Here is a 12,438-nt window from a genome sequence, read left to right as displayed (position 1 = left end):
CCGGCGGTCCGGCATGTCGTCCCCCTCCCCAGGGTTGCCGCTCAGGAAATGGGCTGGGCGGCACCGAACATGATTCCGATGATGACCGCCACGAGCACAAGCCCGAAAAGCCAGGGCCAGATGCCGTAGCCGTCGATGTCTTCACGTGAGTCGCGTCCGATCATGGCTCTACCTCAGTTCAGGAGTTCGGGAAGGAAAAGGGCTATCTGCGGGAAGGCCATCACCAGGACGAGGCCGACGATCTGAAGGCCGATGAAGGGCAGTACGGAGAGGAAGATCTCCTGCAGGGTCACATCCTTCGGCGCCACGGATTTCAGCCAGAAGCAGGCCGGGCCGAAGGGCGGCGACAGGAAGTAGATCTGGATGTTCATCACGAAGAGGATGCCGAACCAGATCTTGGCCTGATCCTCGGTCAGGCCGAGGGCGGGCGCCAGCGTCATCACCACCGGCGCAAAGACCGGGACGGTGATCAGCACGATGGCGATCCACTCCATGAAGGTGCCCAAAACCATCAGGATCAGCATCATCACGAGCACTGTGCCCATGGCCGACAGGCCGAGGTCGAGGAACAGGGAGCGCATGAACTCTCCGCCGCCGACAAGGTTGAAGATACCCACGAAGGAGACCGCCCCGACGATCAGCCAGATGATCGTGCCCACGGTCGCCATGGTGCCCATGAGCGCGGCGGTCACCACCTCCCAGTTGAAGCGGTTGCGGATGGCGGCGATCACCATCGCGCCGATGCAGCCCACGGCGGCGGATTCGGTGACCGAGGCGATTCCGGCGTAGATCGACCCCATGACCGTGGCGATCAGGGCGATCGACAGGATCACGGCGGTCAGACGCTCGCGCGACAGCCTTTGTTCGGTGCCGGTCATCGCGGCGACCTCGGACGCGGTGGGGGCAAGGCGGGGGTTCAGGTTCACGCGGATCAGAACGTAGCCCGCGTAAAACACCGCCAGCATGATGCCGGGGATCGCGCCCGCCATGAAGAGGTCGCCGATGCCGACCTCGGCGGACAGGCCGTAGACGATCATGATGATCGACGGCGGGATCAGCGTGGCCAGCGCGCCTGCGGCACAGATCAGGCCGATGGTGATCTTGCGGTCGTAGCCCAGGCGGAACATCTGCGGCAGGGCGACGAGACCCAGCATGACGATTTCTCCGCCCATGACGCCCGACATGGCGGCGAGGATCACGGCGACGACGGTGGTCTGCACGGCGACGCCGCCGCGCAGGTTGCCGGCAAAGATCGACATGGCGTCGAAGAGGTCCTCGGCGATGCCTGCGCGTTCGAGGATGGAGGCCATGAGCACGAAGAACGGCACCGCGACGAGCGAGTAGTGCTCCAGCAGGCCCACCGCGTTCGAGGACACGAGGAACAGCCCGCGCGGTCCGAAGAAGCCGATGGCCATGATGACCGACACGATCAGGGTGACGATGCCCAGCGGCATGCCGGTCATCATCAGCGCGATCAGCATGACCACCATGATGAGCGACACGGTGCCCAGGTCCATCGACCGCATGTCCAGCGCCTTCGACGGGTCGAGCGCCTTGCCGATTTCGGAGATGGCGCCCGACAGCGCCTCTGCCGGGGCGAAGGCGAAGACCTCGGACAGGAAGGCGGAGACGAAGTAGAGGACGAAGTAGACGGCGACGATCTTGACCAACAGCCGCCCGAGGTTGGTGTTCAGGTGCCGGTGCAGGTTCATCATGAGCTGCGCGAGGTACATGAACGCGCCGATCACCATCAGCGACTTCATCATCATCGGCAGGGGGGAATTGAAGGCGGAACCGGACTTCTCGATGCGTTCGATGCTGACGTAGGCGCGGATCGGCGCGTCGGTCAGCAGCATGTAGAGCGCGAAGATGCCCACAAGCATGGCGAAGAGGTCCAGCCACCATTGCTGGCGCCGGGTGGTCAGCCCGTGGATGACGGTGATCGCGATGTGCCGCTTCTTCAGCGTGACGTAGCCCGCCGACAGCATCCACGCGGCGGCCACGGTGGTCATCACCGTCTCGAACGCCCAGAAGGTCGGGTGGTTCAGCACGTAGCGCGAAAACACCTCGTACAGTCTGGCGAGCGCCGCCACGAGGTAGAAGGACGAAATGGCGATGCCTGTGATGTGGCTGGCGTGGTCGACCACCGTGTAGTCGGACATCGGCAGGTCCGTCTCATCCTCGTGGGCGAGGGGGTCCTGATCGGCGATTTCCAGATCGGACTGCGCGATGGCGTCGTCGATGTTTCGGGTCACGGGCGGGAATCCTCCCTCGGGGCCGGGAAAAGAGGGCCTCGGACAGGCCCTGGAGGTGCCGAGGCGTCCCCGTCGTCCGGGGACGCCCTGGGGGGCTCTGAGGCGGTCAGAGCAGCCCGGCTTCCTTCATGAAGGCGATATGCGCGTCGTAGACTTCCTGTGCCAGGTCGGAGCCCTTGGCGAAGTCTTCCCACGCCTGCTGCGCCACCTTGCGGAAGGCGTCGCGCTCTTCCTGCGGCCAGTCGATCACTTCCAGTTCCCCGGCCGCCTTGTCACGCGCGACAAGCTGGCGGTCGAGGCGGTCGAAGTGCTGGCGCAGCCCGTTGTAGGCGGCAAGATACCAGGTTTCGAGCGCGACCTGCTCCTGCTCGGACATCTCGTCCCAGACGGCTTGAGAGACAGTGAACTGCAGGATCGGGGTGGAGTGGATGCCCGGGAAGATCGGGTACCTGGCGATCTTGTGCATGCCGTTGGCGTCGTTGTTGGCATAGGCGGAATTGTCCGCGGCGTCGATCACGCCCTTTTCGAGCGCGCCATAGGTTTCGGAGCCGGACATCGACACGGGCGCTGCACCCACGCGCTTGAAGACGTCCGCCGCAAGACCTTCGGGCGAGCGCACCTTCACGCCCGCGAAGTCCTTCACGCCCCGGATCGGCACCTTGGAGACGAAGGCTTCGCGCGCGTATGCGCCGCAGCCGACCACGTGCACGCCCTCGAAGTGTTCGTCGAAGAGCTTCTGCAGCATCTCCTTGCCGCCACCCTGCGCGCAGAACGCCTGGATCTGGTCGGCCGAGTCGTAGCCCGCGATCAGGTCGCCCATCAGCGCGAAGGCCGGGTCGACACCGGCGAAATAGTTGATCGAGGTGAGGTCGCCGTCGAGGATGCCGACCGAGATCGCCTCGGCCGTCTCGCGGCGCGGCACGACGGCGTCGATCGGCAGAAGCTCCACCCCAAGCGATCCGCCGGTCATTGTCTCCAGCTTGGGCACCCATTCCTCGTTCAGGTAGGCGAGCGAGGCGTGGCTGGCGTTGGATGACGTCTGGATCTTCAGCGTCTTGTCGGCAGCGGTCGCCGCGGTGGCCAGCGCGGCGACGGATGCCGCAAGGACCGCCGCCTTGGACATGTGCTTCAGGATCTCGGTTTTCATTGTGTCCTCCCTTGGTGCAGTGCACGCGGCGCGGCCCTCCTCGACCGGCGCTCACGAGCTGCGTGGACTAATATATTAGTAGTATTAGGCGTTCAATCTTGATTGAAATGGGGAAGCGCCGATATTAGTGGGCAAGGCCACTGCGGTGGCGTATCTGGAACGGACATGGCGATCATCGAACAAGCTTTTGGCGAACATGGAGAGAAGCACCCGGTCTCGGCGGCGAGCGCGGTCTACGACGCGTTGCGCAAGAAGGTGGTGTCGCTGGACCATCCGCCGGGCACGGTGCTGTCGCGCACGGCCATCGCGCAGGAATACGGCGTCAGCCTGACCCCGGTGCGCGAGGCGCTGCAGAGGCTGGAGGAGGACGGGCTGGTCCGGATCATGCCGCAGTCCGGCACGGTCGTGAAGCGCATCGACGTCGACCAGTTGCGGGAAACCCAGTTCCTGCGGGTCGCCGTGGAAACGGAGGTGGTGCGCCGGCTGGCGCTCGATCCCGATCCGGAGGTGATTTCACGCGCGCGGGCGATCCTGAACATGCAGGAGGCGCTGCAGGGCGATACCGCGCAGATGGGTCTGTTCAACGAACTCGACCGGGCCTTTCACCGCACGCTGTTCGCGGGCGTCGGCATGACGAACCTCCAGCAGATCCTGATCCGCAGGCTGGGCCACTTGTTCCGCTGCCAGATGCTGGACCTGCCGTCCGAGGGCAAGATGGCCGACATCGTGGAAAAGCACTGGAGCATCTTGCAATGGATCGAGCAGGGCGATCCCGACGCCGCGATGGAGGCGATCCGCGTCCACCTCTCGGGCACGATCCGCCGGCTCGACATGCTGCGGGAGAAGTACCCGGAGTTCTTTTCGAGCTGAGGGGCAGCAGGACGTGCGCCGAGGTTTCAGGCGCTTTCCCGGACCTCTGCAACCTGTCGCTGTTCATTCATCAGGGCGGTCAGCAGCGCGCGGGTGTCGATTATCCCTACGGGCTGGCCGTCTTCCATGACGATCAGCGGGGCGGTGTCCTCGCTGAGCATCGGCAGGATGTCCCGGATCGGTATGGTGGGCGCGACGTGCCGCGCCGACGCGGGCGGTGCGGCAGGGGCGGGCGCCATGATCTCCATCGCGCGCAGCACATTGAGCGGATTCATGTGCGCGACGAAATCGGCGACGTATTCCGTGGCAGGCGTCAGGACGATGTCCTGCGGCGTGCCGCATTGCACGATGCGCCCGCCCTCCATGATCGCGATACGGTTGCCGATCTTCAAAGCCTCGTCCAGATCGTGGCTGACGAAGATGATCGTCCGTCCGAGCCGCTGTTGCAGTTCCAGCAATTCATCCTGAAGCCGGTTGCGGATCAGCGGGTCGAGGGCCGAGAAGGGTTCGTCCATCAGCAGGATCGGCGCCTCGGTGGCGAGCGCGCGGGCAAGGCCCACGCGCTGTTGCATGCCGCCCGACAGTTCCTGCACCTTGCGGTCGGCCCATTCGCCGAGGTTCACGGTGTCGAGCTGGCGGCGGGCGCGATCCATACGTTCGGTTTGGGGCACGCCTGCGATCTCCAGCCCGAAGGCCACGTTGTCGATGACGGTTCGCCACGGCAACAGACCGAACTGCTGGAAGACCATGGCGACGCGCTGGGTGCGGATACGGCGCAGCGCCTTGGCGGAGGCGGTGGCGACATCGACGAACTCGTCGTCCATGCGGACCTCTACCTTGCCGCGCGCCACCGGATTCAGCCCGTTGACCGCGCGCAACAGCGTCGACTTGCCGGAGCCCGACAGCCCCATCAGCACGAGGATTTCGCCGTCATGCACGTCGAGCGAACAGTCATGTACGCCCAGCACCTGGTTCGTACGTTCCTGGATTTCGGCACGGGAGAGGCCTTCGTCCATCAGCGGCAGGGCCGTCTGGGGTGCGTCGCCGAACACGATGTTGACGGCGTCGAAGCGGACCATGGGCCGGGTCGTCATGGGGTCGGTCATCTCAGGACCCCCGCTTCTTGAACATGCGGTCGAAGATGATCGCGACAAGGACGATGGCGATGCCCACCTCGAAGCCCTGGGCGATGTTGACGGAGTTCAATGCGCGCAGCGTCGGCACGCCCAGGCCGTCGGCGCCGACCAGCGCGGCGATCACCACCATCGACAGCGACAGCATGATCGTCTGGGTCAGCCCGGCCATGATCTGCGGCATCGCGTAGGGCAGTTCCACCTTGTAGAGCAGTTGGCGGCGAGTGGCGCCAAACGCTTCGCCGGCCTCGATCAGCGCGGTGGGCGTCGATGTGATGCCGAGATGGGTGAGGCGGATCGGCGCTGGGATGGCGAAAATCACCGTGGCGATGAGCCCCGGAACCATGCCCAGTCCAAAAAGGATCAGCGCCGGGATCAGGTACACGAATGTCGGGATCGTCTGCATCAGGTCGAGGACCGGTGACAGCGCGTTATAGAGCCACGGGCGGCGCGCCGCGGCGATGCCCACCGGCACGCCGACACCCATGCAGACCACGGCGGCCGCGATCACCAATGCCAGGGTCTCGGTGGTTTCTTCCCAGTAGCCCTGATTGATGATCAGCAGCAGCCCGGCGGCGGTGAAGATCGTGAAACCGACAGAGCGGCGGGCGAACCATGACAGCAGCGTGATGAGGGCGACGATCAGCAGCGCGGGCGGCGTCTGGAGGCACCAGAGCAGGGCGTCGATCACCGATTCCAGTGCCAGCGAGAGCCCGTCGAAGAACCAGACCGCGTTGTCGGTCAGCCAGTCGACCGCGTCCCTGACCACACTGCCGATCGGCAGCTTGTGTTCTTCCAGCCACTCCATGTCACGCCCCTGTCCCTGTTCGGTCCGTCTTTGGTCTTGGTCTTGTCAAACCCGAAAGCGCCGATCCCTGTCGGGACCGGCGCCGGTATCTGTAGAACCGTCGGGCGCTTATTCCAGCGCGCCCTTCACGGCCTCCATGGCGTCCCCACCGTCCTTGGTGGTCACACCGGACAGCCAGCCATCCAGCACATCGGCGTTGGCCTGGAGCCACTCAGTCGCGGCATCTTCCGGGTCCGCGCCATCGTCGAGGATCTTGCCCATGATCTCGTTCTCCATCGCGAGGGAGAATTCGAGGTTGTTCAGCAGCGCGCCCAAGTTCGGGCACTCTTCGGCGAAACCCGCGGAGGTGTTGGTGTAGACGGTCGCGCCGCCGAGGTTCGGGCCAAAGTAATCGTCGCCGCCGGTGAGGTAGGACATCTCGTAGTTGGCGTTCATCGGGTGCGGTTCCCAGCCGAGGAAAACGACCGGTTCGTCTCGACGGTCGGCGCGGGCAACCTGGCTCAACATGCCCTGTTCGGACGATTCCACGACTTCGAAACCTTCGAGGCCAAAGGCGTCTTCATCGATCATGGACTGGATCAGGCGGTTGCCGTCGTTGCCTGGTTCGATCCCGTAGATCTTGCCTTCGAGCGCATCCTTGTGCGCGGCGATGTCGGAGAAGTCCTTGATGCCCAGATCGGCGGCGGCCTTGTTGACGGCGAGCGTGTACTTCGCGCCTTCGAGGTTGGCGCGGACCGTATCGACCGTCCCGGCTTCGCGGTAAGGGGCGATGTCGGCTTCCATCGTGGGCATCCAGTTGCCGAGGAAGACGTCCACGTCGCCGGAGGCCATGGAGGTGTAGGTCACGGGAACGGACAGCACCTTCACGTCGGTGTCGTAGCCGAGCGCTTCGAGCACGACGGAGGTCGCGGCGGTGGTGGCGGTGATGTCGGTCCAGCCGACGTCGGACAGGACAACCGTATCGCAATCGGCCCATGCGCCATTGGCCGAAAGGGCCGCGATGGCGCAGAAGGTGAGGGTCTTTTTCATCGGGTTTCTCCGCTGTCGGGATTTGTCATGCACCCAACATCCGGCAATGTGGCCCCGTCTTCAAGCAATCTTAAGCAATCTTGTGTGCGGTGTCACAGGCGGCATTCCGCGTGTGAACCGGTCGCCCGGTGTGTACCCGGGGAACGGTCAGTGTGCGCCGTTGCGGGCGGCGTGGCGAATGTCGCCTGTGTCCAGCACTGGGGACGCGTCCAGATCCTCCGCATCGAGCATGGCCGCAACGCGTTCTAGAGACGCCACGAGCATCGACTGTTCCCAGTCGTCCATGGCCTCGAACTTGCGGACAAACCGTTGTTGCAAGGGGTCGGGCGCCCGGTCGAGCGTCTCGTGCCCCAGCGGTGTCACCTGAATGTTGGTCTGACGGCGGTCGGCGGCGGATTTCTCCCGCACGACGAGATTTTGCCGCACGAGTTTATCGACAAGCGACGTCACCGTCGCCTGGGTCACCCTCATGCGTTGCGCGATCTCGGTCGCGGTGGCGGATCCGTTCTCCGCGATGATCTGCAGGGCGCGGAACTGGGGTGCGGTGATACCCGCCACCTGCTTCAGCTCACGACCGAACAGCTCTGTCGCGCGGAGAATTCTGCGTAATGCGATCAACGACGTATCGATGCGATCCATCGAACCTCCTTTGTTAGATCGTCTAAATATAAGGGTGGCTAACCATTGCGTCAAGCGCGTTACAGGTTAGCCTATCGAAGGACATTCCCTTAGGCGCACAAAGAGTTAACATGTGCTATTGGCTTTGTTTTATGAGGGATATGCGGCAACTCCCAAGAATATTTACTTTGCCTATTGAAGCAAAGCATCCGTCACGCTATTTAGATTGACGAAGCAATATGGAGCGACCGATACATGCAGCATCCGCGTGACCTTGCCCGGCAGGCTTTGCCGACACTGCGCACCCCGGTATCCGAGGACGGCTCGGGCATCTGGGAACTGGTGCGTGCCTGCAAGCCGCTCGATGAGAACTCGATGTATTGCAACCTTCTGCAGTGCGACCATTTCTCCGACACCTGCGTGGTGGCGGATATGGGCGGCGAAGCGATCGGTTGGGTGTCTGCCTATATCCTCCCGAACGATCCCGAGACGCTGTTCGTCTGGCAGGTCGCCGTATCCGAAAAGGCGCGGGGCATGGGCCTTGGCGGCAAGATGCTGGCCGAGATCCTGAACCGTGACGTGTGCGCGGACGTGACCCGTCTGCAGACCACGATCACAAGCGACAACAAGGCATCGTGGGGGCTCTTCCGCAAGTTTGCCCGCAATCAGGGTGGCAGTCTCAGCTCGGAACCGCACTTTATCCGCGAAGACCACTTCGCAGGCCGCGCCGCGACCGAGAACATGGTGACAATCGAGATGCCGAACCCGGTGGCGCAGGCCGCCTGAGCTGCGCACGCTCCAGAATTCCCAAAATTTCAAGTTATCCGAGAGAGGTCGTAATGACTACGCAACCGACAGAAACGAATGTGTTTGAACGACGCGAATCCGAAGCCCGCTCCTACTGCCGCGGCTTCAAGACCACCTTCACCAGCGCCAGCGGGTCGGAGATGACCGACGAGTCCGGCCAGACCTACATCGACTTCCTGGCGGGCTGCTCCTCGCTGAACTACGGGCATAACGACCCGGACATGAAGGCGGCGCTGATCGAGCACCTGACCAACGATGGCATCGCTCACGGTCTGGACCTGCACACCAACACCAAGAAGGACTTCATCGAAGCCTTCGAGCGTCACATCCTCGAACCGCGCGGGATGGACCACAAGCTGATGTTCGTGGGGCCGACCGGCGCAAACGCCGTCGAAGCGGCGATGAAGATCGCCCGCAAGGTTACCGGCCGCACCAACGTGATCTCGTTCACCAACGGTTTCCATGGCGTGACTCTTGGCGCGCTGGCCGCGACCGGCAACAGCTACCACCGTGGCGGCGCCGGCATCGAGCTGAACGGCGTGACGCGGATGCCATACGATGGCTACATGGGTGAAGGCACCGATACCGCCGACATCCTTGAGACGATGCTTGAGGACAAGTCCTCGGGCATGGACGCGCCTGCCGCGATCATCGTAGAGCCCGTGCAGGGCGAAGGCGGCCTGAACGCCGCGCGCCCGGAATGGCTGCGCCGTGTGGCCAGCCTTGCGAAGAAGCACGGCGCGCTGCTGATCGTCGACGACATCCAGGCGGGTTGTGGCCGTACCGGCGACTTCTTCGGCTTCGAGGAAGCGGGCCTCAAGCCCGACCTCGTCACCATGGCGAAATCCGTCTCGGGCTTCGGCCTGCCGATGGGCCTCGTGCTGTTGAAGCCGGAACATGACATCATGGGCCCGGCCGAGCACAACGGCACGTTCCGCGGCAACACCCATGCCTTCGTGACCGCCCGCGTGGCGATCGAGAAGTTCTGGGCCGACGATGCCTTTGCCAAGGACATCGCCCGCCGCGCCGACATCGTCGAGAAGGGCCTGAGCGCCCTGGCCGCGATGATCCCGGGCGCCTACCTGAAAGGCCGCGGCATGATGCGCGGCGTGGACGTAGGTTCCGGCGAACTGGCGGCAGCCATTTGCGCCAAGGCCTTCGAGAACGGCCTTGTCATTGAAACATCCGGTCCGGAGGACGAGGTGGTCAAGGTGCTCGCACCGCTCACCACCCCCGACGAAACGCTGGGTAAGGGTCTGGCCATCGTGCTGGACGCCGCCCGCGACATCGTCGAGCCCGGCCAGAAAATCGCAGCGGAGTAACAGACATGATCGTCAGAGACTTCAACGAAATCACCAAGAACGAACCCGACCGCGTCGTGTCGGATGCAAAGTGGACATCGGTCCGCATGCTTCTGGCCGACGACAAGATGGGGTTCTCGTTCCACATCACCTTTCTCGAGGCCGGTTCCGAGCACACGTTCGAATACAAGAACCACTTCGAGAGCGTCTATTGCATGCAGGGCACCGGGTCGATCACCGACCTCGGCACAGGCGAAACGCATGAGATCAAGCCCGGTGTCATGTACGCGCTCGACAAGCACGACCGGCATGTCCTGCGCGCGGACGAGGAGCTTGTCATGGCGTGCTGCTTCAATCCGCCCGTGACGGGCACCGAAGTGCACCGTGAGGATGGCTCCTACGCCGCGCCCGAACCTGCAGAGGCCTGAATGACCCATACTGTCGAAAAGATCGGCGGGACGTCCATGTCCCGCCTCGGCGAACTGCGCGATACGCTGTTCATCAAGAACGGCAAACCGGAATACGGCCGCATCTTCGTCGTTTCCGCGTTCGGCGGCATCACCAACATGCTGCTCGAACACAAGAAGACCGGTGAACAGGGCGTCTTTGCCAGTTTTGCGCAGGCAGATGACGACCACGGCTGGCACCGCGCGATGGACCGTGCCTCGACAGAGATGATCGCGGCTCACTCCGAGGTGCTCACTCACGCGGGTGACATCCAGCTTGCGACGCGTTTCGTGCAGGACCGCATGGAAGGCGCCCGGAGCTGTCTGGTGGATCTTCAGCGGCTGTGCTCGTACGGGCACTTCCGCCTGAACGAACACCTCCTGCAGATCCGCGAGCTGTTGTCCGGGCTGGGTGAGGCGCACTCCGCCTATGTCGCCGTCCTGATGCTGCAGCGCGCTGGTGTGAACGCGCGGCTGGTCGATCTGTCCGGCTGGCGTGACGAGGAGCATCTGAGCCTCGAAGACCGCTTGGCGAAAGGTATGGACGGCGTCGATCCGGCGACCGAAATGCCCATCGTCACCGGTTATGCCCAGTGCACCGAGGGTCTGATGCGCGAGTTCGACCGTGGTTACTCCGAGGTGACGTTCTCTCGCTTGGCGGCACAGACTGCCGCGCGCGAAGCGATCATTCACAAGGAGTTCCACTTGTCATCCGCCGATCCCAAGGTGGTCGGCGCGGACGTGGTGCGCAAGCTGGGTCACACGAACTACGATGTGGCGGACCAGATGGCAAACCTCGGGATGGAAGCGATCCACCCCTCGGCGGCCAAGACGCTGCGCCGGGCCGGTGTGCCGCTGCGCGTCACCAACGCATTCGAACCCGAGGATCCGGGCACCATCATCGACGACAAGCCGGCAGAGACCGCAGCTGCCGAGATCGTGACCGGACTGACGGTCTTTGCGCTGGAAGTGTTCGAACAGGACATGGTCGGCGTGAAGGGCTACGACGCAACGATCCTCGACGCGCTGAAACGCCATGACGTGTGGATCGTGTCCAAGGTGTCGAACGCCAACACCATCACCCACCACGTGCACGGGTCGCTGAAGGCGTTGCGCCGGGTCGAAAGCGATCTGAGCGAAGTCTACCCGCAGGCCGAAATCTCGCTGCGCAAGTGCGCGCTCGTTTCGGTCATCGGCCGTGACCTGACCGGGCTTTCGGTACTGACGCGCGGCATGGCAGCGCTGGAAGAGGCGGACATCGTTCCGCTGGGCGCCGCGCAGGGGCCGCGCAGCGTGGACGTGCAGTTCATCGTCGACCACTCGGAATTGTCCAACGCGATCCGCAGTCTGCACGATGTGTTCTTTCCGCGCGAAGAACAGGCGGGCGTCGCGCTCGTCGCCTGATGGCCGTCGCGCCTGCATTGAATGATGAAAAGGCCCTGCCGAAAACGGTGGGGCCTTTTCTTATGGTGTTGTGCGTGACGCTAAATTCTCCTTTAAGGTGAATGCGTTGACGTATCGTAAATCCTGCATCAGATTGGCGGGAATTAATAAAAGGTAATGCTGTATGCACTTCTCGAAATTCACCGACTACGCTCTCAGGGTCTGTCTTTACCTCGGCGCTCACGACGGACGCGTGGTGCCCATATCGGAAATCGCGAGGGCGCATAGCCTGTCACAGAACAACCTGATGAAGGTTGTGAACATGTTGGTGGAGGGCAATTTCCTCAAAAGCACGCGGGGCCGTGCCGGCGGCGTTCAACTGGCCCGGTCGCCGGATCGGATCCTGGTCGGCGACGTGGCCCGCTTCATGGAGGGAGATGCCCAGATGGTCGACTGTTCCTCCTGCATCCTGCGTGGGTCCTGCGGTTTGACGGGTGCGTTGGCAGAAGCGAAAATCCTCTTTTACCAGACCCTCAACCGAAACAGCATCGCGGATGCAATCGCCTCCCATCCGCGCACGCTGCCGATCCTCATGAATGCCGACCGACAACCGGGTTCGGTGTCGCGCGCAAGCTGAGGCG

General features: G+C 63.4%; 13 protein-coding genes. 6 read left to right on the top strand and 7 right to left on the bottom strand.

Annotation, left to right across the window (positions count from 1 at the left end):
* Window positions 1-41: 41 nt before the first annotated feature.
* The 3 genes from ABFK29_RS20940 to ABFK29_RS20930 all read right to left on the bottom strand — a co-directional run bounded on the left by ABFK29_RS20940 (window position 42) and on the right by ABFK29_RS20930 (window position 3,402).
* Entirely contained in the window at window positions 42-164 is a 123-nt protein-coding gene (locus ABFK29_RS20940; RefSeq protein WP_005862548.1) for a hypothetical protein, read from the bottom strand.
* A gap of 9 nt (window positions 165-173) precedes the next feature.
* Window positions 174-2,255 (bottom strand): TRAP transporter large permease subunit, encoded by a 2,082-nt coding sequence (locus tag ABFK29_RS20935; protein ID WP_005862546.1) that lies wholly within the window; start codon window positions 2,253-2,255, stop codon window positions 174-176.
* A gap of 106 nt (window positions 2,256-2,361) precedes the next feature.
* Window positions 2,362-3,402 carry a TRAP transporter substrate-binding protein gene (locus ABFK29_RS20930; RefSeq protein ID WP_005862544.1) on the bottom strand — a complete coding sequence of 347 codons (1,041 nt, stop codon included), beginning with the start codon at window positions 3,400-3,402 and terminating at the stop codon, window positions 2,362-2,364.
* A gap of 165 nt (window positions 3,403-3,567) precedes the next feature.
* Between ABFK29_RS20930 and ABFK29_RS20925 the strand changes: the two genes are divergently transcribed.
* Window positions 3,568-4,272, top strand: coding sequence for a GntR family transcriptional regulator (locus ABFK29_RS20925; RefSeq protein ID WP_005862542.1), 705 nt, complete (start codon window positions 3,568-3,570; stop codon window positions 4,270-4,272).
* Window positions 4,273-4,298: 26 nt separating this feature from the next.
* Here ABFK29_RS20925 and choV read toward each other — a convergent pair whose 3' ends face one another.
* From choV to ABFK29_RS20905, 4 genes are all read right to left on the bottom strand, one after another.
* The gene (choV, locus tag ABFK29_RS20920) at window positions 4,299-5,378 is read right to left on the bottom strand and encodes a choline ABC transporter ATP-binding protein (RefSeq protein WP_005862540.1); all 1,080 of its coding nucleotides are present in this window, start codon (window positions 5,376-5,378) and stop codon (window positions 4,299-4,301) included.
* 1 nt (window position 5,379) lies between these two features.
* Window positions 5,380-6,213 (bottom strand): choline ABC transporter permease subunit, encoded by an 834-nt coding sequence (gene choW, locus ABFK29_RS20915; RefSeq protein WP_005862538.1) that lies wholly within the window; start codon window positions 6,211-6,213, stop codon window positions 5,380-5,382.
* A 108-nt stretch (window positions 6,214-6,321) separates the two neighbouring features.
* Window positions 6,322-7,242 (bottom strand): choline ABC transporter substrate-binding protein, encoded by a 921-nt coding sequence (locus ABFK29_RS20910; RefSeq protein ID WP_005862536.1) that lies wholly within the window; start codon window positions 7,240-7,242, stop codon window positions 6,322-6,324.
* Window positions 7,243-7,389: 147 nt separating this feature from the next.
* On the bottom strand, window positions 7,390-7,881 hold the full coding sequence (locus ABFK29_RS20905) for a MarR family winged helix-turn-helix transcriptional regulator (RefSeq protein WP_005862534.1): 492 nt from the start codon (window positions 7,879-7,881) through the stop codon (window positions 7,390-7,392).
* Window positions 7,882-8,115: 234 nt separating this feature from the next.
* Here ABFK29_RS20905 and ectA point away from each other — a divergent pair, with 234 nt between their 5' ends.
* From ectA to ABFK29_RS20880, 5 genes are all read left to right on the top strand, one after another.
* Window positions 8,116-8,646, top strand: a complete 531-nt coding sequence (gene ectA / locus ABFK29_RS20900) for a diaminobutyrate acetyltransferase (protein ID WP_005862532.1) — start codon at window positions 8,116-8,118, stop codon at window positions 8,644-8,646.
* 53 nt (window positions 8,647-8,699) lie between these two features.
* On the top strand, window positions 8,700-9,989 hold the full coding sequence (ectB, locus tag ABFK29_RS20895) for a diaminobutyrate--2-oxoglutarate transaminase (protein ID WP_005862531.1): 1,290 nt from the start codon (window positions 8,700-8,702) through the stop codon (window positions 9,987-9,989).
* 5 nt (window positions 9,990-9,994) lie between these two features.
* Window positions 9,995-10,396 carry an ectoine synthase gene (locus ABFK29_RS20890; RefSeq protein WP_005862529.1) on the top strand — a complete coding sequence of 134 codons (402 nt, stop codon included), beginning with the start codon at window positions 9,995-9,997 and terminating at the stop codon, window positions 10,394-10,396.
* The gene (locus tag ABFK29_RS20885; RefSeq protein ID WP_005862526.1) at window positions 10,397-11,818 is read left to right on the top strand and encodes an aspartate kinase; all 1,422 of its coding nucleotides are present in this window, start codon (window positions 10,397-10,399) and stop codon (window positions 11,816-11,818) included.
* A gap of 163 nt (window positions 11,819-11,981) precedes the next feature.
* Entirely contained in the window at window positions 11,982-12,434 is a 453-nt protein-coding gene (locus ABFK29_RS20880; RefSeq protein WP_005862524.1) for an RrF2 family transcriptional regulator, read from the top strand.
* The last annotated feature ends 4 nt before the right edge of the window (window positions 12,435-12,438 follow it).

The sequence above is a fragment of the Sagittula stellata E-37 genome, assembly GCF_039724765.1.
Taxonomy (GTDB): Bacteria; Pseudomonadota; Alphaproteobacteria; order Rhodobacterales; family Rhodobacteraceae; genus Sagittula; species Sagittula stellata.
Note: the sequence above shows the minus strand (reverse complement) of the source record. Positions and strands in the feature narration are given on the sequence as shown.